The following is a 20,890-nucleotide window of genomic DNA, read 5'->3' as shown; positions in this document are numbered from 1 at the left end:
AGTCCGCCGGCCAAACTTGGAAAACAGCCGGCTGCAAAAGACTCCTTAGAAAGGAGGTGATCCAGCCGCACCTTCCGGTACGGCTACCTTGTTACGACTTCGTCCCAATCGCCAGCCCCACCTTCACCCGCTCCCTCCCGAAGGTTGGGCCACAGGTTTCGGGTGTTGCCGACTTTCATGACGTGACGGGCGGTGTGTACAAGGCCCGGGAACGTATTCACCGCGGCATTGCTGATCCGCGATTACTAGCGACTCCACCTTCATGGGGTCGAGTTGCAGACCCCAATCCGAACTGAGACCGGCTTTTAGGGATTCGCTCCGCCTCACGGCATCGCACGCCCACTGTACCGGCCATTGTAGCATGTTTGCAGCCCAAGACATAAGGGGCATGATGACTTGACGTCATCCCCACCTTCCTCCGAGTTGACCCCGGCAGTCTCCCATGAGTCCCCACCATCACGTGCTGGCAACATGGAACAAGGGTTGCGCTCGTTGCGGGACTTAACCCAACATCTCACGACACGAGCTGACGACAGCCATGCACCACCTGTCACCGATCCCCGAAGGACCCGCCATCTCTGGCGGTTTACCGGTGATGTCAAACCTTGGTAAGGTTCTTCGCGTTGCGTCGAATTAAGCAACATGCTCCGCCGCTTGTGCGGGCCCCCGTCAATTCCTTTGAGTTTTAGCCTTGCGGCCGTACTCCCCAGGCGGGGCGCTTAATGCGTTAGCTGCGGCACGGGAACCGTGGAAAGCCCCCACACCTAGCGCCCAACGTTTACGGCGTGGACTACCAGGGTATCTAATCCTGTTCGCTCCCCACGCTTTCGCTCCTCAGCGTCAGGTAAGGCCCAGAGACCCGCCTTCGCCACCGGTGTTCCTCCTGATATCTGCGCATTTCACCGCTACACCAGGAATTCCAGTCTCCCCTACCTACCTCTAGCATGCCCGTATCCACTGCAAAACCGGGGTTAAGCCCCGGCCTTTCACAGCAGACGCGACACGCCGCCTACGAGCTCTTTACGCCCAATAATTCCGGACAACGCTCGGACCCTACGTATTACCGCGGCTGCTGGCACGTAGTTAGCCGGTCCTTATTCCCCACCTACCGTCAACCCCGGGAGAACCCGGGGCCTGCGTGAGTGGTAAAAGAGGTTTACAACCCGAAGGCCGTCATCCCCCACGCGGCGTCGCTGCGTCAGGCTTCCGCCCATTGCGCAAGATTCCCCACTGCTGCCTCCCGCAGGAGTCTGGGCCGTGTCTCAGTCCCAGTGTGGCCGGTCGCCCTCTCAGGCCGGCTACCCGTAATCGCCTTGGTAGGCCGTTACCCCACCAACAAGCTGATAGGCCGCGAGCCCATCCCCGACCGACAAGACTTTCCACCCGAACCCATGAGGGTGCGGGTCGTATCCGGTATTAGACGGCGTTTCCACCGCTTATCCCGGAGTCGGGGGCAGGTTGCTCACGTGTTACTCACCCGTTCGCCGCTCGTGTACCCCCGAAGGGGCCTTACCGCTCGACTTGCATGTGTTAAGCACGCCGCCAGCGTTCGTCCTGAGCCAGGATCAAACTCTCCATCAAGGTCTAACCCACCCGCCGGACGAGCCGGGGGTGAAACCTGGAAGAGAAACCCTGACCGAACCCGGGTGGCGGAAAAACCACCCGATATCCAATCAAAGGAACCCTACGAACACCACCGAAGTGTGTTCGACGGGGCCAAAACAAACATGGCACATAAAGTATTGAACACGCGCTGTTGAGTTCTCAAGAAACAACCGCTCATCCGGTACAAGCTCCCCCGCCGATCTTCGATCGGCCCGGTCGCTCTTCCGCTAGAGGCGGCGCTTTCCGCTTTGTTGTGTCTCCGACTTTATCAGGTGTTCCGCGCCCCGTCGAATCGGCGGTTTCTCGCGGTTCCCCCGGTAAAGCCCTGCCCTTTTCGCTCCGGGTTCCGGTCTTTTGCGACTGTTTCCCGCTGCGGTGGGCATAAATGATTATGCCACCTTGGGAGCAGTGCTTCGTACCGGTTCCTGGAGGATCAGGAGAAGGTGCGGCCCCGGCCACCCTCTTCAGCTCCGCTGATCGGGTGTCCGTTCCGGCCTCAGAAGACCGCCGCCGGATCCGCCCTTTCCAGGGCCGCTCCTGGCGACTCGGACGACTATAGCGGCCCTTCCGGGATGCTCCAAACGGAGCGATCGCCGCCGGGCCGCGCCGCCGGGCCGGCCATCAGCCGGTCACTCCGGGGTGACGGTGAGGCTGTGCTCCGTCCCCGGTTCGGCGGAGGCGGTCTCCACCGAGAGGATGCGCAGTTCGCCGTCCCATTCCGAGGCCTCGGGCTCCCCGGGGGAGCCGGCGGATTCCACCGCGAGGTCGAACCCCTCGGGGAAGACCGTGTCCGGCAGGTACAGCTCGGTCGGCCCGGACACCCCTTCCTTCTCCGTGAACCGGACGGTCAGCTCGGGGGCCTCCGGGTCGTAGTCGATCTCCACCGGCCGTCCGGCGATCGCCCGGGGGTAGGGGCGGTTCATCGTCTCGGCGAGCGGGCCGGGGGCGAGGGAGTCGTCCTTCCACGGGCCCCACCCGTCGTGGTCGTTGGACCAGTAGGCGCGGCCGGCGGCCATCCGCTCGGTCTCGGTGAGCATCCGGGCGACATAGTCGGCGGCGCCCTCGCCCGACATGTCGAGGCCGAACTCGCCGAGGACGATCGGCGCCTCCAGGCGCTCCGCGGTGGTGCGGACGCTGCTCGACCACTGCTCGATGCTGGCGTCGACCCGCCCCCGGGAGGCGCCGGCATACGGTTCGCCGAGGTCCATCGGGAGCGGGTAGGCGTGCGGCGCGTAGACGATGCGCGGCTCCCCGTCCCGCGGGTCGTCCAGGTGGGGGAGGGCGGAGGGCAGGCCCCAGTTGACGCCGACCGCCTGTCCTTCGACGAAGAGCCAGGCGTCCTGGTCCACCTCGCGGATCCGCGCGATGGAGGTGCGGTAGAGGTCGGCGAGCGGGCCGGTCTCGAAGGCGGGGCCCTGGAGGCTGCCGCCGAACGGCTCGTTCATCAGGTCGTAGCCGATGACGGCCGGCTCGCCGGCGAACCGGGCGGCGACGTGCCGGAGGGCGGCCGCGTAGGAGTCCATCAGCTCGGGGTGCCTCCCGGTGGTGTTCCAGAAGTTGTCGAAGGCGCGGACCGTTCCCGGCTCCAGGTACACCAGCTCCCACATGTCCTGCCGGGCGACGGGGAGGCCGTCGGTGTGGGTGGCCCACTCGGGGGCGCCGTTGCCGGAGTGCTCCTCCGGGCTGGTGTAGCGGCCGTAGAGGTCCTGGTGCATGTCGAGCAGTACGTGGTAGCCGCGCTCGGCGTACCAGTCGACGCGCTCGGCGACGGCGTCCAGGTACTCCTCGTCGTAGGCGCCCCGCTCCGGTTCGAGCGCCTGCCACTGGATCAGGAAGCGGACGAAGTTGGTGCCGGTCTCCTCGTACTCGCGCTGCACGGCGTCCTCGTCGATCCAGGGCAGGTGCTCCGGGTCGTCCTTGGCCGAGCCCGAGGTGTTGAAGCCGTGCAGGAAGAGGGCGCGCCCCTGGTCGTCGGTGAGGTAGCGCGGGGCACCGGGCTCGATCCGGGTGGCCGAGGCGGCGGTTCCCGCGACGAGCACCAGGGCGGCGAGCAGGACCGGGAGGCGCAGGCGCCGGGGGAGACGCTTCATCTCTCGTTATCTCCTGGGGGATCGGACTACCCGGATGAGACGTGCGTCACTATCATGCAAAACATGAATCTTCTTCGCAATGGCCCCGCCGCTCCCGCCGTCGCCGCTGTTGCGTTCCTGCTCTGCCTGGCCTTCGGGAGCGCGGCGTTCACCACCTGGCTCGCGCCCCGGGCCTCGTGGCTGCTGGTGCCCTCTGCTCTGGGCGCTCCGTTCGGGCTGCCCGGGGTCCGGCTCGACCCGGTGGACCTGGCCGCGGTCGCGCTGCTGGTCGTCCTCGCCGCGCTGTGGACGGCGCGGGCCGCGCGGCTCCGCCCGGAGGCCGGGCCGGTGCGGAGCGCGCTGTCGGGGTGGGCCGCGGTACTGGTCGGCGCGGCGGCCGGCAACGCCCTGCGCGGGCTCGCGGACGCGGCCGCGATGGGGCTCGGGCCGGTGGGCTGGCTCGGCTTCGCCGCCGGAGGGCTGCTCAGCGGGCTGGCCTGGGGGGCGGCGCTCGGCTGGACCGCCGGTGTCGCCGCGGCGGCGCTGCGCGGCCGTACGGGTTAAAGTCTCCGCGTGCGCAAGTCGACCGAGGCCGGCAGGAACGGGCTCCCGCGCGGGGAGCTGCTCCGCCCGGTGCTGCACCGGCGGCGGGAGGGCGGGCGAACGCTCGCCTCCGCGGTCTGGAAGGCCGGGCCCGGGTGGCGGATGCTCTCTTCCGGGGTGCTCGGCGGCGGGCTGGGGGAGCGTGCCTTCGTGCTCAACGCGCAGGTCGCGGGGGACTACCGGCGCATCGACCCGGCTGCGCACCTGGCGGAGATCGCGACCGCGGCGCGGATGCGCGGGCCGGGGGTCGGGATGATGACCGCAGCCGACGTGACCGGGGCCCGGCTCGGGGCCGACGGGGGAGTCGAGGCGCTGGCCACGGTGGGGATCGGCCGCCCCACCTGGGCGGCGGACGCCGCCGAGCTGGACGAGGCGCGGCTGGACTCCCCGCTGGCCGGACCGCCGCCCGGCACGATCAACATCGTGGTCGCGGTCCCGGTGCCGCTCTCCGACGCCGCGCTGGTGAACCTGGCCGCCACGGTGACCGAGGCGAAGGTGCAGGCGGTGATGGAGGCCGGGTTCGCCTGTACCGGGACCGCCTCCGACGCGGTCTGCCTGGCCTGCCCGGTGGACGACGGCGCGCACGCGCCGGACCCCTTCGGCGGTCCCCGCTCCCGCTGGGGCGCCCGCGCGGCACGCGCGGTCCGCGAGGCGGTCTACGAGGGGGCCCTCCAGGACGCGGCCCGCCGGGGCTGACCGGCGTTTTCTCGGCCGACCCTGGCGTTACCGGGTATCAAGACGCTCTCCCCTGCGGCGACGCCGAGGTCACCGCCGCAGGGGATGCCCTTTCCCTGAAAGGCGCCCCCTCGTTTCTTTCGTTTCTTTATGCACAGACTGTGGATGAAGTCTTCGAAAGGACGGCTAAGGACGGCTTCGGAAGGACGGGGCGAGCACACCGCTCAGTGCGGCACCCCACGGGGCCGGGATTCAGACGGGCGGCGAAGGCGGGAGCGGGCGGGGCGGCCGCGTTCACCGGCCCGGCCCGCGCTTCCGGTAGGAGGAGGCGGCGCCCCGGCGAAGGAGAGTGGGCCCGCCCGCGCCTACCAGGGGGCCGTATCCCTATATGCCGCGGTTCACGGCGGGGATCGGGCAAGGGCGGGGCGCCCTGCGCACCTCCGCGGCAGGCCCGATTACATCTACCAGCGAGTAGTAAGCCCTGAGCCCCCACCACCCCCTCGTCGATTACCCAGAGTGGTCAAGACGGAGCCTCGCGGGGGAACGAATGCGACATTCCGCCCCTACCTCTGCTCTTCCCTGGTTCCGGCCCCTGCTTCCCGGCCTTCCGGGCGGCTCGAGCCCCCGATCACCGACCCGATCAGCGTGATTCGGGCCTCTGGGGGCCTGTTCCAGCCCGGGATGCGCGCCCAGGAATCACCGGGGTGCTCTCGCGGTGCGCAGGGCACCCCACCTAGCCATCACCGTACGTATTCACCCAGGCCAGGGAGATGCGGCGATTTCAGAGGCGGCCGGCCCCGGCCCGCTCAAGCCCCGCCCCGCGAGGCGCCACGCCCGACCGACCGGCCGCTGCCCCTCCCGCCTTCGCTGCCCGATTGAACCCTCGCGCCGCGAGTCGCCGCACCCGGGCGACCGCCTCCGCCCCGGCCCTGCCCTTGCCGTCACCGCTGGTTTGGACCTCGACCCCGTGGGACGACGTTGTCCGCGCAGTGCTGGAGTTCCAGGTGGACGGCGGGGTTCGAGGGCCCGTGCAGCCCCCTCTCGCTGCACGGGCCCGGTCAGGGGTCAGGGGATGAGGGTGCCCAGGGCGCTGCGGCAGGCCACCTCGAACACCTGCGCGCACTTCCGGCAGACCTTGGCGTGGCCTTCGATGACGACGGCCTGGAGGTCGAGCTCGGCCGGCAGGTGGGGGAGCGGGGCGGCGATGTGCTCGCGGAAGCCGAGCGCCTCGCTGTGCGGGAGGGTGCGGGCGAACACGGCGTGCACGAGGATCTCCTCGTGGCCGCGCCCGGTGCGGAAGAAGGTCCATCCGCGGGGGCCGAAGGCTTCGCGCAGCTCGGGGCAGGGGTGGCGGTCGGGCGGAGCGGTGACGGGCCTGCGCCTGCGCGGGGCGGTCATGCGGCCATCCCCCATTCCAGGACGTACCGGGACCCGGCGGGCGGTTCGGCCCGGAGCACCCGGTCGAGGTGGCCGAGCGACGGGCCGGCCACGATGCGGAGACCGCGGCGGGCGTAGCGGCGGCCGTCGGGGAGGACGCCGAACTCCCACTCCGGCCACCGGAGGCCGATGGGATGCGTGGTGGGCAGGTTCCGACTCCGCCGTTTCCCCTGCGCGCCACTTGACCTGCGCCTACCCTTCCTAACAGCAAGTTCCATGGTCTTTGACCTCCCTTGAACTTGTTTTCAAGTGACTCCATAGTGTGACGCCAAGTAGCGGATTGCAAGAGGAAAACTGGAAATTGGCATCATCAAAGATGTCTAGACTTCGCCCCATGCGACGCGACCACAGCCCCACCGTCCGCCTGCGGCGGCTCGCAGCAGAGCTGCGGCGCGCCCGGGAGCAGGCGAGCCTCGGACTCATGGAAGCCGCACGTGAACTGGGGTGGAGCGCCCCCAAGCTCTCGAAGTTCGAGAACGCGGAACGCAAGATCAACACGGCCGATCTCGACAAGGTCCTGGACCTGTACGACGTCACCGACGGCGAGTCCCGGGAAGACCTCCACCAGCTCTTGCGCGACGCCAAGGAGCGAGGATGGTGGTCCGCTGCCCCGTATCGAGGCGTCTTCACCGACTCCCTCCCCGACTTCGAGGCGGAGGCCTCGGTCATCCGGACCTATGAGTGTCAGGTGATCCCGGGCCTCCTCCAGCTTCCCGAGTACGCCGAGAGCGTGTTCCGGGGAGGCCAGGTGCGCGACGATGCGGCGATCCGCAGGAGCGTCGAGGCGAGGGTTCAGCGGCAATCGATCCTGAACCGGTTCGATCCACCGCGTTACTGGGCGATCATCGACGAGGCCGCTCTGCGGCGATCGACCCGGGACCCCAAGGTCATGCGGAACCAGTTGAAGCATCTGGTGCACATGGCGGCCAGGCACAACATCACGCTCAACGTCCTACCGTTCTCGGCTGGACACCATGCGGCTCTCAACGGCTCTTTCGTGCTGCTGGACTTCCCTCATCCGCTCGATCCCGCGCTCGGATACTCCGAGACCTACGCGGCTAGCATGTTCGTAGAGCAACCCGACGAAATCGAGCGCTACGAGGTCGCATTCGGCCTGGTTCAGAACGCGGCGCTCGGCGCAGACGAGTCGGTGGCACTGTTCGAACACCTCATCGCCGAGTCAGAGGACCCTGATGCATAGCCCGCAGAACTGGCGCAAGAGCAGCTACAGCGGCGACCGCAACAACTGCGTCGAGGTCGCCGACCTGCCCAGTGGCACTGCGGTGCGCGATTCGCAGAACCCCGGTGCCGGGCATCTCCGGTTCGCCGCCGACGAGTGGTCGGCGTTCCTCCGCGAGGTCAAGGCCGAGCGGCTCTGACCGCCCGGTAGAGACACCAACGGCCCCCGGAAGGATCTCCGGGGGCCGCGGTGCACTTGAAAACAACCCCAAGGGGTCGTCGTCCACCTTAATCCACCGCCTGCCGATGCGGCCGGCGAACGGATCAAAGCATCAGATGAGCGTGCTCCAGTAGCTCCAGAACGCCTGGCCGATGGCGGCGATGACCAGCACGTACCAGACGGTGAGCACGACCGTGTGGTTGCGGATCAGCACCCCGGCGGCCGAGCGCGCGCCCTTCGGGAGCGGGATCCGGCCGGTGCGGACGTTGTCCAGGGTGGTGTAGGTGAAGATCGGGATCATCACCGTCCACACCACCATGCAGTACGGGCAGAGCGCCCTGATCTCATACAGGCTCTGGAAGATCAGGTAGTGCACGAACCCGATGCCGAACAGCACCCCCGCCTGGAGCCCGATCCAGAACCAGCGGGCGAACCGGGCCCCCGCCAGCATCGCCATGCCGATCGCCGCGACGACCGCGAACGCGCCGATGCCCAGGAACGGGTTGGGGAAGCCGAACACCTCCGCGGTGGGGGTGTCCATCACCGTCCCGCAGCTGAGCACCGGGTTGATGCTGCAGGTGGGCACGTAGGCGCTGTCCCGCAGGGTGTTGACCTTCTCCACCGCCAGCGCGAACGCGGCGAGCACGCCGACCGCGCCGCCGATCGCGAGCAGCCAGGGCAGCGCGCGGCCGACGATCGGCGCCTCCTCGGCCGCCTCGGCGGCCGGGCCCGCGGAGGCGGAAGCGCCCTCGGCGGGAGGGGAGCCCGCGGTCACGACTCCAGCTCCTCGTCGATGACCCGGCTCAGCTCCTTCTCACTGGGCATCGAGGACATCGGCAGGCCGTTGACGAAGATGGTCGGGGTGCCCGACACCCCCGCCTCGGTGCCGTCCGGGATGTCGGCCTTGATCCGCTCCAGCAGCTTCGGGTCCTGCATGTCCTGGGTGAACCGCTCCACGTCCAGCCCGAGCTCCTCGGCGTAGCCGACGAACACCTGCGGGGTGGGCTCGCTCGCGCCCGCCCACTCCTGCTGGGTCTCGAAGAGCTTGGAGTACATCTCGGGGAAGGCGTCCTGCCGGGCGGCGGCCTCCGCCGCGGCCGCGGAGGCCTCGGCGTTGACGTGGCCGGGCAGCGGGAAGTAGCGGATCACGAAGTCGATCTCGCCCTCGTACTTCTCCTTGATCTCCTCCATCACCGGGTACTGCTGCCCGCAGGCCGGGCACTCGAAGTCGAGGAACTCGACGACGGTGACCTTCGCGTCCTCGTTCTTCTCCAGGTAGTGGCTGTCCTCCCGGACCAGGAGCTCCTCGGGGACCCGCTCGGCCGCGGCCGAACCGGTGTCGCCGGTGGCGGCCCGGACCACGGCGAACACGCCGAAGCCGAGGGCCAGTACGAGCAGGAGTCCGAGGGTGATGCTGAGATTTCTGGTCATGTCCTCACCAGGGTCGGTCGTTTCGACGGAGTTCGACTGGTGATGGCGCGCCGGCCCGCGGGGCGCGGCGCGCAGACCTCTAGACCCTCTGGATGCAGAGGGTGGTGAGCAGCCGGAAGCCGCTGGGGCGCCAGATGTGGGCGGGGGCGCGGGCCGGCGGCGGCCGGCGGAACCGCGGCGCCGTCCAGAGCGCGCCGCCCAGCGCCACGCTGAACAGCAGGAAGAGCATGACCGCGGTGGAGCCGGTGCGGTGGTCGCTCGGCGCCTTGCCCCCGGTGTCGGCCCCGGCCGGGCCGAACGGGCTTGCCACCGCCTGCGCGGCGTCGCAGCCCACCGAGTGGTCGCCGCCCTGATCGGCCTGGGCGCCGGGGTCCGCCGGTGCGGCGGCGCCCGCCTCCGCGACGGCCCGGGCCTCCTGCGCCTCGGCCGCTGCTGCCAGGCAGACGATGCAGACGCAGTGCAGCGCGAGCGCGACGATCAGGGCGACCGCCCAGATCGGGCGCGCCCTCCGCCGGCTCCGCAGCAGCGTCTTCACGGCGCAAAGGGTACCCCGGCCCGTCCGGTATGCCTCCGGTCACATCGGCCCCGGACGTCTGGCGCGGGAATAAACCACGAGGCATTATCTTTCTAGGAAGCAGTCACCGAACGCGACCTTTCGAAGGGTGCACCGAACATGAGCGAGACCGTCAAGCTCAGCGTCATCTACTACTCCTCGACCGGCACGATCAGCACGATCGCCCGGGAGATCGCCGAGGCCGCGGAGAAGGCGGGCGCCGAGGTGCGGCTGCGCAAGGCCGCCGAGCTCGCCCCGGAGGCCGCGATCCAGAGCAACCCGGCCTGGGCCGCCAACGCCGAGGCCACCAAGGACATCGCCGAGGCCGCCGCGGACGACGTGGTCTGGGCCGACGCCGTGATCTTCGGCTCGCCGACCCGCTACGGCAACATCGCCGCGCAGCTCAAGCAGTTCATCGACACGCTCGGCCCGCAGTGGGCCCAGGGGCTGCTGGCCGACAAGGTGTACAGCGGGTTCGCGTCCTCCGCCACCCTGCACGGCGGCCAGGAGAGCACCCTGCTGGCGCTGTCGAACACCTTCTACCACTTCGGCGGGATCATCGTTCCCCCCGGCTACACCGACGCCAGCAAGTTCGCCGACGGCAACCCGTACGGCACCTCGCACGTGGACGGCCAGGGCAGCCTGCCGGTGGACGACACCACCCGCACCGCCGCCCGGGTCCAGGCCGAGCGCGTGGTCCGGATCGCCGGTGCGCTCAAGGCCGGCGGGAGCCTCTGACCCGGCCGAGTCCCCGCGAAGGGGGAGGAGAGGAGTGAAGAAGGCTCCTCACCTCCCCCTTTCCGCGTCGATCTTGGAGTTGCGGCCCCATCAGAGCGCTCTGATGGGGCCGCAACTCCAAGATCATCGGGAGGGGTGGCGGGGCCGGTCAGCGGGCGGTGGAGGCGCGGGCCACGAGCTCGGGGACGACGGCCACCCGCCGGTTCGGCTCCGCGCCGCCCTCCAGCATGCCGATGACGGTGCGCAGCGCCTCGGCGGCGAGCCGGTCCTGCGGCTGGCGGACCGTGGTGAGGGCCGGCTCGGCCAGCGCGGCGAACGGTATGTCGTCGAACCCGCCGACCATCACCTCCGCCGGCACCCGGACGCCGCCCGCGGACAGCTCCCGGAGCACGCCCAGCGCGATGGTGTCGTTGCCGCAGACCACGCCGTCCGGCAGCGGGGCCCCCTCGTCCAGCAGCCGGCGCGCGGCGGCGCGGCCCCACTCCAGGCTGAAGTCGCCGAGCAGCACCCGGTCGGCCGGGCCGGGGCAGCGCACCGCGGCCCGCCGGTACCCGTCCAGCCGCGCCCGGGCCGAGGAGTCGGTCGGCTCGGAGCCGATGTAGGCGAGGCTGCGCGCGCCCCGCTCCACCAGGTGGTCGACCAGGCGCAGGATGCCGGCCCCGTTGTCCACGCCGACCCAGCTCGCGGTGGTGCCGTCCACGCTCAGGTCGAGCTGGACCGCGGGCACCCGGCGCGCCGCGGCCTCGAACGCCTCCCGGCTCCGCTCCTGGTGGCAGGGGATCACGATGAGCGCGTCGACCTGCCGGTCCAGCAGGGTGCGCAGCCGGCGGGCCTCGGCCTCGGGGTCGTAGTGCGAGGTGGCCAGCAGCAGGCCGCGCTCGCCCAGCCCGGCCTCCCGCTCGACCTCCTCCACCAGGGTGGAGAAGAAGGGGTTGGAGATGAGCGGCACCACCATGCCGATGGTGCGCGTGGTCCGGCTGCGCAGCGCCGCGGCGACCGCGTTCGGCTTGTAGTCGAGCTCCTCGGCGGCGCGCAGCACCGCCTCGCGGTTGGCCTTGCGGACGCCCCGCCCCCCGGAGAGCGCCCGGGAGGCGGTCGCGACGGACACCCCGGCCCGCTCGGCGACCTGCTTGATGGTGACCGACACCACACTCCTCCTCGGAACCCGCCGCTGGACGGGCTTTCAGAAACCGTTTTCCTTGACGGCGAGCGACCTCTCCGAACGCTGCTCTACCCCTGAGGTAAGGGGTTCACCAGCTGTCTTACGATGATCTGTGAAGCACACCCGGGCTTGACAAAAGTTGTAACACACCTGGAGTGTGCTAGATCTCGGTAATCGTTTACAAGAAGGGAGGGGGCATGGACGTGGCCAACGTGCTCTGGGGCATCGGCGGGATGGCGGTCATCCTCGCCATCGCGTTCGCCTTCTCGACCGACCGCCGCGCGATCAAACCGCGCACGGTCATCGGCGCCCTGCTCGCCCAGGTCGTCTTCGCCATCGTCGTGCTCTACTGGGAGCCCGGCAAGGCCGCACTGCAGACCCTCTCCCTCGGGTTCCAGTCGCTGATCGACGCCTCCGGCGAGGGGATCGCCTTCCTGTTCGGCAGCCTCCTGCCGGAGGAGGGCACCATCTTCGCCTTCCAGGTGCTGCCGGTGGTCATCTTCGTCTCCTCGCTCACCGCGGTCCTGTACCACCTGCACATCCTGCAGTGGGTCGTGAAGATCATCGGCGGCGGCCTGCAGTGGCTGCTCGGCACCGGCAAGGCCGAGTCGATGAACGCCACCGCCAACATCTTCCTCGGCCTGACCGAGGCCCCCCTGGTGATCCGCCCCTACCTGAGCCGGCTCACCCGCTCCGAGCTGTTCGCGGTGATGGTGGGCGGCCTGGCCACCGTGGCCGGCAGCGTGCTGGTCGGCTACTACCTGCTCGGCGCGAGCATGGAGTACCTGATCGCGGCCTCCTTCATGGCGGCCCCGGCCGGCCTGCTGATGGCCAAGATCATGCTGCCGGAGACCGAGAAGAGCACCGCGGGCGAAGTGCTCGCGGTGAAGGCCGCCGCCGGCTCCGGCCCCGCGGACATCACCGACGGCGAGAGCGCCGGTTCCGCCGGCGAGGGCGGGGAGAAGGCGGAGGCGGCCAAGGCCCCCGAGGCCCCCGCCGCGGAAGAGGACGAGCGCCCGCACAACGTCATCGACGCCGCCGCCCGGGGCGCCTCCGAGGGCCTCAAGCTGGCGCTGAACATCGGCGCCATGCTGCTCGCCTTCGTCTCCCTGGTCGCCCTGCTCAACATGGGCCTCGGCGCGATCGGCGGCCTGTTCGGCATGGACGACCTGAGCTTCCAGAAGGTCCTCGGCTGGATCTTCTCCCCGCTGATGTTCGCCATCGGGGTGCCGTGGGACGAGGCGGTCACCGCCGGCGGCTTCCTCGGCCAGAAGCTGGTGCTCAACGAGTTCGTGGCCTTCATGGACTTCACCCCGCAGATCGCCGACCTCTCGGACAAGACGGTCGCCATCGTCACCTTCACCATCTGCGGCTTCGCCAACATCGGATCGATGGCGGTGCTCCTCGGCGGCCTCGGCGGCCTGGCGCCCAACCAGCGCAAGGCCATCGCCAAGCTGGGGCTGCGCGCGATCCTCGCCGGAACCCTGGCCAACCTCCTCAGCGCCGCCATCGCCGGAATCCTGATCGGTTAGCCCACCACCCCCGTCCGGAGAAGGAAGCTCCCATGCACGTCCCGACCCCCGAAGAGATCCGACGCGCCCCCAAGGTGCTGCTCCACGACCACCTGGACGGCGGGCTGCGCCCGTCGACCGTGGTGGAGCTGGCCGCGGAGTCCGGCTACACCGGCCTGCCCAGCACCGACCCGGAGGAGCTCGGCCGCTGGTTCACCGAGGCCGCCGACTCCGGTTCGCTGGAGCGGTACCTGGAGACCTTCTCGCACACCGTCGGGGTGATGCAGGGCCGCGAGGCGCTGGTGCGGGTGGCCGCCGAGGCCGCCGAGGACCTGGCCGCCGACGGCGTGGTCTACGCCGAGGTCCGCTACGCCCCGGAGCTGTTCCAGGAGGGCGGGCTCTCGCTGGACGCCATCGTGGAGGCGGTGCAGGAGGGCTTCGCCGAGGGGGAGCGGCGCGCCGCCGCGGCCGGCGCCCCGATCCGGATCGGCACCCTGCTCTGCGCGATGCGGCAGAACGCCCGGTCCGGCGAGATCGCCGAGCTCGCGGTCCGGTACCGCGACGCCGGCGTGGCCGGGTTCGACATCGCGGGCCCGGAGGCCGGCTTCCCGCCCACCCGCAACCTGGACGCCTTCGAGTACCTGCGGCAGCAGAACGCGCACTTCACCATCCACGCGGGTGAGGCGTTCGGGCTGCCGTCCATCTGGGAGGCGATCCAGCACTGCGGGGCCGAGCGGCTCGGGCACGGGGTGCGCATCGCCGACGACATCGCGGTCGCCGAGGACGGCACCGCGAAGCTGGGCCGGCTCGCGTCCTACGTGCGCGACCGGCGGATCCCGCTGGAGATGTGCCCGACCTCCAACGTGCAGACCGGCGCGGTCGGCTCCATCGCCGAGCACCCGATCGACCTGCTGCGCCGGCTGCGGTTCCGGGTCACCGTCAACACCGACAACCGGCTGATGGGCGGCACCTCGATGTCGAAGGAGTTCGGCGTGCTGGCCGACGCCTTCGGCTTCACCCTGGCCGACATGCGGTGGCTGACGCTGAACGCGATGAAGTCGGCGTTCCTCCCCTTCGACGAGCGGCTCGCGCTGATCGACGAGGTCATCAAGCCGGGCTACCGGGAGCTCGGCCTCACCGGCTGAGCAGGTCCCCGGCGACACGGCGGGCGGTGCGCACAGCGGTGCGCACGCCCGCCGTGTTGTACACGACCACCGCCCCCTCGTACAGCACGAGCAGGGCGTCCGCGGCCTCCTCCGGGTCGGCGGCGCCGGCCTCCACCACCAGGCCGAGGAAGAGCTCGCGGGTCCACCGCTTCTGCTCGCGGGCGACGCGCAGCCCGGGGTGGGCCGGGTCGGTCAGCTCCACGCAGGCGTTGACCATGGCGCAGCCCCGCGGCTCCATCCCCTCCATCCACGCCTCCAGCGCGTCGAAGACGGCCAGCGCCCGCTCGCGCGGGCCCGCGGCTGCGGCGGTGTACTCGCCGACCCAGGCCCGCCAGCGCCGGTCCCGCGCGGCCAGGTAGGCGGCGACCAGCGCGTCCTTGGAGCCGAACCGGTCGTAGACGGTCTTCTTGGTGACCCCGGCCTGATCGGCGATGAGGTCCATGCCGACGGTGTTGATGCCCCGCTCGTAGAAGAGCCGGGACGCGGTGTCCAGCACCCGGCGCCCGGCCGGGGTGAGCGGCCGCTCCGTTCCGGTCGCGGTTCCGGTGGCGGTCATCTGCGCTGCCTCGCTTCCGTTCTCGGGGTCCTGCGGGGGACCGGGTGCACTGCGAGTATACCGACCGGTGTGGTTACTTGGGCGCATGGTCCGTTCCCTTTCCCTTCCGCGCACCGTTCCCACCGCCCTGCTCGGCGCCGGGCTCGTGGCCACCTGGAGCTCCGGCTTCATCGGCGCCGAGCTGGGCACCGGCGCGACCTCCGCGACGACCCTGCTGGCCTGGAGGTTCATCGCCGTCACCGCGGTGCTCGGCGGCTGGGCGCTGCTCCGCCGCCCGCGGATCCCGCCGCGCGAGCTGGCGCTGCACGCCGCGATCGGCGCGCTGGCCCAGGCCGGCTACCTGTACGGGGTGGTCGCCGCCGCCGAGCACGGCGTCGCCGCGGGGACCAGCGCGCTGATCGCCGCACTGCAGCCGATCGCGGCCGCGGCGCTGGCCGCCCCGCTGCTGGGGGAGCGGGTGACGCCGCGCCGCGCCGGCGGGCTGGCGCTCGGGCTGCTCGGCGTCGCCCTGGTGGTCGGCTCCGACCTCTCCGCCGGCGGCGCCGCCCCGGCCTGGGCCTTCCTGCTGCCGCTCGCCGCGATGCTCTCCCTGGTCGCCGCGTCGGTGCTGGAGCGCCGCACCCGGCCCCGGGCGTCGGTCACCGACGCCCTCACCGTGCAGTGCGCCGTCTCCGCGGTGCTCTTCACCGGCCTGGCCGGGGCCACCGGCTCCCTGGCCCCGCCCGCCGACCCGGCCTTCTGGGCCGCGGTCGCCTGGGTCGTCGTCCTCTCCACCTTCGGCGGCTACGGCTTCTACTGGGCGGTCCTGGCCCGGACCGACGTCACCCGGGTCTCCGCCCTGCTCTACCTGACCCCGCCGACCACCATGCTCTGGGCCTGGCCCATGTTCGGCCAGACCCCGGGCCCGATCTCCCTGGCCGGCCTCGCGGTCTGCGCGGCGGCGGTCGCCCTGATCGGCACCGGCCCCCGGCCCCGGCCCCCCGCGAAGCGGCGCGGGCCGCGGCATGCGGATCAAGCCGGCGTCCGGACCAGGCCGCACCGGGCCGTGGCGGACGGGGACACCGCCGAGGCGAGGACCGCGGCCGAGTAGCGCGCCCGTCCGGGCACGCCCCACCGGTCGCGGCGTCCGGTCAGGAAGGCTCCTGCGAGAAGGACCCTGCGCAGAGAGGGAGGTCGTCGGCGTCGCCCGGATCGACGAGTCCATAGGCCGAAACCCACTGGAGCCGCCAAGGATCGCCCTCGTCCAAGTCGGTGAGCACCCACCAGCTGCTCTCGCCGCGCTCCCCCTTGATCTCGCGCCCCCACTGGCGGCAGTACACGTAGGGCGTACCTCCGTTGAGCAGCCCCGTCTCATCCGCGTTCTCGTACGGGGAGCTCCAGCCCTTCAGGTTGCCGATCGTGTCCACATACGACTGCCCGGCGTTCGCGGGGAACTCGACATCGGCCCAGAGGAGCTTGTGGTCGGAGTGCCGTGGAGCAGTGACCTTCGTGTCTTTGACCTCCACCCATTCAGAGACGAAGACGTAGTCGATCTTCTCCAGGGGCCTCAGGCCCTCCTTCTCGCCCTTCTCGAGGTAGTTCGGGCGGGTCAGAGGTCCGTCCATGCATTCCCCAGCGCCCATGTCGTCACCGCAGCCGCTGAACGCCTCCTTGTACGCCCCGTGGTGAGCGGGCGCCTCGGCCCCCTCCGTGTAGTCGAGGTGGTAGAAGTGCTCGAGCGATGGGTCGGTCCCGGCTTCGCCGGTGCCGCCGCCCTCGGTGCCGCTGTGCGGGGCCTCGGCGTTGATGTCCCCGCCGATGATCTTCGTCTGACCGGGGAACCTCTCGGCCAGGTACTCCATGGCCGACTCCGCCTGGCTCTCCCGTACCTCGACCTCGTTCGCCTCGCGCCCCACCTGGAGATGGATGCTGCAGGCCACGGCGTTGAGCTCCGCGGAGTGCGCGCACAGCATCTTCTTCCTCTCCGGCCTGTTCGACGTGTCCTCGCCGCTGTCGAGGAGGCGGCTGGAGAACGTCACGTCGCCGAAGTCCTCATGGACGACGATTCCGATGCCGTAGTCGGGACCGCGCTCGCTCCCGGCCGTCTTGCACCCCGGCGTCCTCCACACCCCGTCCTCCCCCTGCTGAGAGAAGGCCTCGAAGCCGACCCGGTACTCCTTACCGAGCTCCGCAGGGAGCTCGTCCTCGATCCAGTCGCGACAGGCTTCCTGGATCAAGGCCACCTTGGTGTCGCGCGCTCGGATGCTCTCGGCCAGTGCGGGAACGGCGTTGTCGCGCTCCTCGTCATAGGGGGCGTCCGGGTAGTTCCCTTTGCACTCGTCATTGGGCAGGACCAGGCACGCCCAGCCTCCGGCCATGTTGAAGGACAGGACGCTGAAGCTTTCAGAAGCGGCGGGCGGCCGTTCGGCAGGAGCGTTCTGCGCGATGGAGGAAGCCTGAGCGGGGGGTGCGAGAACGATCGCGAGCATGGACGCGGCGCTGAGCGCTGCGAACCTGGCGGCGGCTGAGACTCGGGGGCGCCTGCGCGCGCATGCGGACATGTCATGCCTTCCCAGAAGCCGGCGGACGGACACGGGATCAGGACATGGGGGCATGTCCGCCCTCCCGCATACCCACCGTCCTTCTCCACCCACCGCTCTTAGCCGGAACCGGCCATTCGCACGCGTCACTCGTCCGTTCCGCATCCGTCCGCTCTCCGCCCGCACCCCCGTCTCTCCTGAGAGCCGCTGCTGCGCAGGCCCGAGGTGGCGGCCCTGGACGATGCGGCCTCCCAGCACGGTTCGAGGCGAGAACGCCCTGCGGTAAACGCCTCCGACCCTCGACGGGCAGGTGGCATTGCCGGTCATCGCAGACGAGAACGAGTTTTACTCGAGTAGCGGCCGCTGCGATGCGATGGCCGCCCGATAGGCGTTCCAGTATGTTGATCCGAGTTCTATCCGCCGCCCGGCACCCGCCTACCGGGGCCCGGGGCGCTGGTTCGGAGGGGCGATGCCGGGCATCGGGCAGTGGGTCGGGGGATTCCGCTTGGTGCGCGAGCTGGGCTCGGGCGGCTTCGGCTCGGTTTACCTGGGCGAGGACTCTTCGGGGCGCCGGGCGGCGGTCAAGCTGCTCCACCCCCACCTGGCCAAGGACGCCCAGGCGCGGCGATACTTCGCCCAGGAGCTCGCCAGCGCCCGGAAGGTGCACGGCTTCTGCGTGGCCCAGATCCTGGACGCCGACGCGGAGGGGGAGCAGCCGTGGCTGGCCACCGAGTACATCGACGGCCCGACCCTCGCCGCGGCGGTGCGCGAGCACGGGCCCCGCACCGGCGCCGACCTGCACCGCCTGGCCGTGCAGACGATGACCGCGCTGGTCGCGGTGCACGCCGCCGGGCTGGTCCACCGGGACCTGAAGCCGGCCAACATCCTGCTCGGCGCGGAGGGGCCGCGGGTGATCGATTTCGGCATCGCCCGCGCTCTGGACGCCGACACTCGCTCCGCCACCCAGATCGGCACCGTCGGCTACATGGCGCCCGAGCAGTTCCAGGGCACCGCTCTGGGAACGTCGGCGGACCTGTTCGCCTGGGGCGCCGTCATCGTCTACGCCGCCACCGGCCGGGACGCCTTCCCCGGCCCCACTTCGGCCGCCCGCATGAACCGGGTGCTCACCCGGCCGCCGGAGACCGGCGACCTGTCCGACCCGCTGCTCGGCATCGTGCTCGCCTGCCTGGAGAAGGAGCCGCAGCGGCGCCCCACCGCCCGCCAGGTCCTGGACATGCTGCTCACCGGCCGCGCCGTACCGGACTCCCGGGCGGCCGCCCCGGCGGCGCCGCTCCCCGGCGGTACCGAGGAGGCCCCTCCGACCCGGCGCTCCCCGCCCGCCCGCGGGGGAGCGCCCGGGCCGCGCCCCGAGGCGGCCGCCCCCCGGCGCCGCCTCCTCCTCGGCCTGTCGGCCGCCGGCACCGCGGCCGCCGTCGCCGCCGCGGGGGTGTGGATCTGGGGAAGCCCGGGCGGCGGCGCACCGGAGGCGGGCGCCGGCCCCGAGGCCGCGTCCGAGGAGCGATGGACCCACACCAAGCTGACCGGGCACAGCGGCTTCGTCACCTCGGTCGCCTTCAGCTCCGACGGCCGCTTCCTCGCCAGCGCGGGCGAGGACGGCGTGGTCCGGCTCTGGGACCCCGCCGACGGCGAGGAGGTCCGCACCATCGATCCGCCGGACTCCCTCATCTGGTCGGTGGCGTTCAGCCCGAGCGGCCCCCTCCTCGCCACCGGCGGCTCCCACACGAACCCGAGGCTGTGGGACCCGGAGACCGGGGAGGAGGTCTCCGCCCTCCCCGACCACGACTGGGGGACTCAGGCGGTGGCGTTCAGCCCGGACGGCGCGGCCCTCGCCACGGCCGCCAGGGGAGGGGTGAAGATCTGGGAGACGGACACCGGTGACGAGGTCGGCGAATTCGAACCGAGCAGCGGCGACGCGCGGACGATCGCGTTCAGCCCGGACGGCTCGGCCTTCGCCACCGGCAGCTACCACGGCGTGGTGCAGCTGTGGGACCTGGATTCCGGCGAGGAGAGCGCCGCCGGGGACCTGGACGGCTGGATCGAGGGGTTGGCGTTCAGCCCGGACGGCGCGATCCTCGCCACCGGCGTCGCCGACCGCACCGCCCGGCTGTGGGACGCGGAGACCGGCGAGCAGACCGCCGTCCTCGAAGGGCACAAGGGCGGGGTCGGGGGAGTGGCGTTCAGCCCGGACGGCTCCCTCCTCGCCACCGCGGGCGGCGACCGCACCGTGCGGCTGTGGGACGTGGAGAGCGGCGAGCAGACCGCCGTCCTCGAGGGGCACCGGGCCGTGGTGACGGACGTTGCGTTCAGCCCCGACGGCACCGCCCTCGCCGCCGCCGTCGAGGACGGCGAGGTGCGGCTCTGGAAGGCCCCCTGAGCAGAGGAGCGGCCCGAAGCGGCGCGCGGCCGTGGCGAGCGGGCACAGGGAGCCCGCGCCGGCCGGGGGCCGTGAGGAACGAGAAAGACCCCACGCGGTGATCGCGCGGGGCCTTCGCTGAAGCCGATGCAGTACTTTTCAGCTGCACGGGCGGCAAAAAGGCCCCGCGCGACCATCGCGTGGGGCCTTTGACGTGGGTGGGCGTACCAGGACTTGAACCTGGGGCCTCATCCTTATCAGGGATGCGCTCTAACCGACTGAGCTATACGCCCGCGTTCCGAGTGGAACTCTACCGCATCCGGGCGGTACCGGCGAACCGGATGACGCTGGTGGAGCGGGGGGGAAGCGGCCCGGTGCGGGCCTCTTTCCGGGGACCATTCTAGCGTGGCCCCGGGGGTGCCCGGTCCCGCTCCGCGCAGGGAGGGGACCGGGGCGGGGGAGGGGTGCCTCACTCGGACTCGGTGAGGGTGACGTCGATGCCGCCGACCAGGTCCGCGGCGAGGTTGTAGAGCATCGCGGCGACCGTGGACAGCGCCGTGATCAGCACGATGTTCAGCGCCCCGATCAGGCCGGTGTAGCCCAGCACCCGGGCCGGGGAGAACCAGCCCGCCGGGTTGATCGGGACCTCTTCGCCCTCGCCGCCCTCGGTCAGGGCGGTGAGCATGCCCGCCAGGGCGTCGAAGACGCCGAGGCCGGACAGGATCGCGTAGATGACGGCCACCGCGACGAAGAGCACGATGAAGCAGACCAGCGAGATGACGAAGCTGAACTTCATCACCGACCAGGGCTCGATCCGGCTGACGCTCAGGTGCGCCTTGCGGCTCGTCTTGACGGCCTTGGGCGCCTTGGCGGCCTTGGGCGGCTTGGCCGCCGGGCCGGCGGGTGCGGGCCTGCTCTCGTCCGATGACGGTACCGCCATGGGCTCCCCCTGCCCCTCCTGCTTCGACTCGGCCGGCTCAGCCGACTCCGGCTCAGCCCCCTCCGCGTCCGGGGCCGGCACGGCCTCGGAGTCTTCTTTCGTCTTGTCCGACATAGCCACGTTACCGTTGGACTTTCCGTTGGCGGGTGGAA

General features: G+C 70.8%; 19 protein-coding genes, 1 tRNA gene and 1 rRNA gene. 9 read left to right on the top strand and 12 right to left on the bottom strand.

Going from position 1 to position 20,890, the window contains the following annotated elements; all coding sequences use genetic code 11:
- Nucleotides 1-49 precede the first annotated feature (49 nt).
- Nucleotides 50-1,581 (bottom strand): 16S ribosomal RNA (locus J0910_RS02030).
- Between the two features lie 653 nt (nt 1,582-2,234).
- The gene (locus J0910_RS02025; protein WP_420156798.1) at nt 2,235-3,695 is read right to left on the bottom strand and encodes a cellulase family glycosylhydrolase; all 1,461 of its coding nucleotides are present in this window, start codon (nt 3,693-3,695) and stop codon (nt 2,235-2,237) included.
- A gap of 63 nt (nt 3,696-3,758) precedes the next feature.
- Here J0910_RS02025 and J0910_RS02020 point away from each other — a divergent pair, with 63 nt between their 5' ends.
- Nucleotides 3,759-4,238: a hypothetical protein gene (locus tag J0910_RS02020; RefSeq protein ID WP_420156797.1), complete on the top strand. Its 480-nt coding sequence runs from the start codon at nt 3,759-3,761 to the stop codon at nt 4,236-4,238.
- 9 nt (nt 4,239-4,247) lie between these two features.
- Nucleotides 4,248-4,973, top strand: a complete 726-nt coding sequence (locus J0910_RS02015; protein ID WP_420156796.1) for an adenosylcobinamide amidohydrolase — start codon at nt 4,248-4,250, stop codon at nt 4,971-4,973.
- 1,044 nt (nt 4,974-6,017) lie between these two features.
- On the opposite strand, the gene J0910_RS02010 is transcribed toward J0910_RS02015, so the two are convergent.
- Together J0910_RS02010 and J0910_RS02005 are read right to left on the bottom strand one after the other, a co-directional pair.
- A complete protein-coding gene (locus tag J0910_RS02010; RefSeq protein WP_420156795.1) occupies nt 6,018-6,350 on the bottom strand; it encodes a hypothetical protein in 333 nt (110 codons plus the stop codon).
- On the bottom strand, nt 6,347-6,607 hold the full coding sequence (locus tag J0910_RS02005) for a hypothetical protein (RefSeq protein WP_420156794.1): 261 nt from the start codon (nt 6,605-6,607) through the stop codon (nt 6,347-6,349). Before J0910_RS02005 ends, J0910_RS02010 begins: the two co-directional genes overlap by 4 nt.
- 116 nt (nt 6,608-6,723) lie before the next feature.
- Between J0910_RS02005 and J0910_RS02000 the strand changes: the two genes are divergently transcribed.
- Both J0910_RS02000 and J0910_RS01995 read left to right on the top strand, forming a co-directional pair.
- A complete protein-coding gene (locus J0910_RS02000) occupies nt 6,724-7,590 on the top strand; it encodes a helix-turn-helix domain-containing protein (RefSeq protein ID WP_420156793.1) in 867 nt (288 codons plus the stop codon).
- A complete protein-coding gene (locus tag J0910_RS01995) occupies nt 7,583-7,768 on the top strand; it encodes a DUF397 domain-containing protein (RefSeq protein WP_420156792.1) in 186 nt (61 codons plus the stop codon). The genes J0910_RS02000 and J0910_RS01995 overlap by 8 nt, the downstream gene beginning before the upstream one ends.
- 132 nt (nt 7,769-7,900) lie before the next feature.
- On the opposite strand, the gene J0910_RS01990 is transcribed toward J0910_RS01995, so the two are convergent.
- From J0910_RS01990 to J0910_RS01980, 3 genes are all read right to left on the bottom strand, one after another.
- The gene (locus J0910_RS01990) at nt 7,901-8,563 is read right to left on the bottom strand and encodes a vitamin K epoxide reductase family protein (protein ID WP_420156791.1); all 663 of its coding nucleotides are present in this window, start codon (nt 8,561-8,563) and stop codon (nt 7,901-7,903) included.
- Nucleotides 8,560-9,219, bottom strand: coding sequence for a DsbA family protein (locus J0910_RS01985; RefSeq protein WP_420156790.1), 660 nt, complete (start codon nt 9,217-9,219; stop codon nt 8,560-8,562). The genes J0910_RS01990 and J0910_RS01985 overlap by 4 nt, the downstream gene beginning before the upstream one ends.
- A 79-nt stretch (nt 9,220-9,298) precedes the next feature.
- Nucleotides 9,299-9,754, bottom strand: coding sequence for a hypothetical protein (locus J0910_RS01980; protein ID WP_420156789.1), 456 nt, complete (start codon nt 9,752-9,754; stop codon nt 9,299-9,301).
- 138 nt (nt 9,755-9,892) lie between these two features.
- Here J0910_RS01980 and wrbA point away from each other — a divergent pair, with 138 nt between their 5' ends.
- Nucleotides 9,893-10,510, top strand: coding sequence for an NAD(P)H:quinone oxidoreductase (gene wrbA / locus J0910_RS01975; RefSeq protein WP_420156788.1), 618 nt, complete (start codon nt 9,893-9,895; stop codon nt 10,508-10,510).
- A gap of 148 nt (nt 10,511-10,658) precedes the next feature.
- On the opposite strand, the gene J0910_RS01970 is transcribed toward wrbA, so the two are convergent.
- A complete protein-coding gene (locus J0910_RS01970) occupies nt 10,659-11,657 on the bottom strand; it encodes a LacI family DNA-binding transcriptional regulator (protein WP_420156787.1) in 999 nt (332 codons plus the stop codon).
- 212 nt (nt 11,658-11,869) lie between these two features.
- Here J0910_RS01970 and J0910_RS01965 point away from each other — a divergent pair, with 212 nt between their 5' ends.
- A complete protein-coding gene (locus J0910_RS01965; protein WP_420156786.1) occupies nt 11,870-13,204 on the top strand; it encodes a NupC/NupG family nucleoside CNT transporter in 1,335 nt (444 codons plus the stop codon).
- Between the two features lie 32 nt (nt 13,205-13,236).
- Nucleotides 13,237-14,328, top strand: coding sequence for an adenosine deaminase (locus tag J0910_RS01960; protein WP_420156785.1), 1,092 nt, complete (start codon nt 13,237-13,239; stop codon nt 14,326-14,328).
- Here the strand turns inward: J0910_RS01960 and J0910_RS01955 are convergent.
- Nucleotides 14,318-14,905, bottom strand: a complete 588-nt coding sequence (locus J0910_RS01955; RefSeq protein ID WP_420156784.1) for a TetR/AcrR family transcriptional regulator — start codon at nt 14,903-14,905, stop codon at nt 14,318-14,320. The genes J0910_RS01960 and J0910_RS01955 overlap by 11 nt on opposite strands.
- 85 nt (nt 14,906-14,990) lie before the next feature.
- On the opposite strand from J0910_RS01955, the gene J0910_RS01950 reads away from it, so the two are divergent.
- Nucleotides 14,991-15,995 carry a DMT family transporter gene (locus J0910_RS01950; RefSeq protein ID WP_420156783.1) on the top strand — a complete coding sequence of 335 codons (1,005 nt, stop codon included), beginning with the start codon at nt 14,991-14,993 and terminating at the stop codon, nt 15,993-15,995.
- 40 nt (nt 15,996-16,035) lie between these two features.
- On the opposite strand, the gene J0910_RS01945 is transcribed toward J0910_RS01950, so the two are convergent.
- Complete coding sequence (locus tag J0910_RS01945; protein ID WP_420156782.1) at nt 16,036-17,373, bottom strand: endonuclease/exonuclease/phosphatase family protein; 1,338 nt, start codon at nt 17,371-17,373, stop codon at nt 16,036-16,038.
- 520 nt (nt 17,374-17,893) lie between these two features.
- Here J0910_RS01945 and J0910_RS01940 point away from each other — a divergent pair.
- Nucleotides 17,894-19,819 carry a WD40 repeat domain-containing serine/threonine protein kinase gene (locus J0910_RS01940; RefSeq protein WP_420156781.1) on the top strand — a complete coding sequence of 642 codons (1,926 nt, stop codon included), beginning with the start codon at nt 17,894-17,896 and terminating at the stop codon, nt 19,817-19,819.
- 198 nt (nt 19,820-20,017) lie between these two features.
- On the opposite strand, the gene J0910_RS01935 is transcribed toward J0910_RS01940, so the two are convergent.
- Nucleotides 20,018-20,091, bottom strand: a tRNA-Ile gene (locus J0910_RS01935).
- A 176-nt stretch (nt 20,092-20,267) separates the two neighbouring features.
- A complete protein-coding gene (locus tag J0910_RS01930) occupies nt 20,268-20,852 on the bottom strand; it encodes a DUF3566 domain-containing protein (RefSeq protein WP_420156780.1) in 585 nt (194 codons plus the stop codon).
- Nucleotides 20,853-20,890 lie beyond the last annotated feature (38 nt).

The sequence above is a fragment of the Nocardiopsis oceanisediminis genome (assembly GCF_048595525.1).
GTDB classification, from domain to species: domain Bacteria; phylum Actinomycetota; class Actinomycetes; order Streptosporangiales; family Streptosporangiaceae; genus Nocardiopsis_A; species Nocardiopsis_A oceanisediminis.
Note: the sequence above shows the minus strand (reverse complement) of the source record. Positions and strands in the feature narration are given on the sequence as shown.

Bases quoted from the DNA above. Each gene is read 5' to 3' on its own strand.
- J0910_RS01965 (WP_420156786.1), top strand. From the start codon at position 11,870: ATGGACGTGGCCAACGTGCTCTGGGGCATCGGCGGGATGGCGGTCATC.
- J0910_RS01945 (WP_420156782.1), bottom strand. From the start codon at position 17,373: ATGCTCGCGATCGTTCTCGCACCCCCCGCTCAGGCTTCCTCCATCGCG.
- J0910_RS02005 (WP_420156794.1), bottom strand. From the start codon at position 6,607: ATGGAACTTGCTGTTAGGAAGGGTAGGCGCAGGTCAAGTGGCGCGCAG.
- J0910_RS02010 (WP_420156795.1), bottom strand. From the start codon at position 6,350: ATGACCGCCCCGCGCAGGCGCAGGCCCGTCACCGCTCCGCCCGACCGC.
- J0910_RS01930 (WP_420156780.1), bottom strand. From the start codon at position 20,852: ATGTCGGACAAGACGAAAGAAGACTCCGAGGCCGTGCCGGCCCCGGAC.
- J0910_RS01995 (WP_420156792.1), top strand. From the start codon at position 7,583: ATGCATAGCCCGCAGAACTGGCGCAAGAGCAGCTACAGCGGCGACCGC.
- J0910_RS01940 (WP_420156781.1), top strand. From the start codon at position 17,894: ATGCCGGGCATCGGGCAGTGGGTCGGGGGATTCCGCTTGGTGCGCGAG.
- J0910_RS02000 (WP_420156793.1), top strand. From the start codon at position 6,724: ATGCGACGCGACCACAGCCCCACCGTCCGCCTGCGGCGGCTCGCAGCA.
- J0910_RS01955 (WP_420156784.1), bottom strand. From the start codon at position 14,905: ATGACCGCCACCGGAACCGCGACCGGAACGGAGCGGCCGCTCACCCCG.
- J0910_RS01985 (WP_420156790.1), bottom strand. From the start codon at position 9,219: ATGACCAGAAATCTCAGCATCACCCTCGGACTCCTGCTCGTACTGGCC.
- J0910_RS01950 (WP_420156783.1), top strand. From the start codon at position 14,991: ATGGTCCGTTCCCTTTCCCTTCCGCGCACCGTTCCCACCGCCCTGCTC.
- J0910_RS02020 (WP_420156797.1), top strand. From the start codon at position 3,759: ATGAATCTTCTTCGCAATGGCCCCGCCGCTCCCGCCGTCGCCGCTGTT.
- wrbA (WP_420156788.1), top strand. From the start codon at position 9,893: ATGAGCGAGACCGTCAAGCTCAGCGTCATCTACTACTCCTCGACCGGC.
- J0910_RS01960 (WP_420156785.1), top strand. From the start codon at position 13,237: ATGCACGTCCCGACCCCCGAAGAGATCCGACGCGCCCCCAAGGTGCTG.
- J0910_RS02025 (WP_420156798.1), bottom strand. From the start codon at position 3,695: ATGAAGCGTCTCCCCCGGCGCCTGCGCCTCCCGGTCCTGCTCGCCGCC.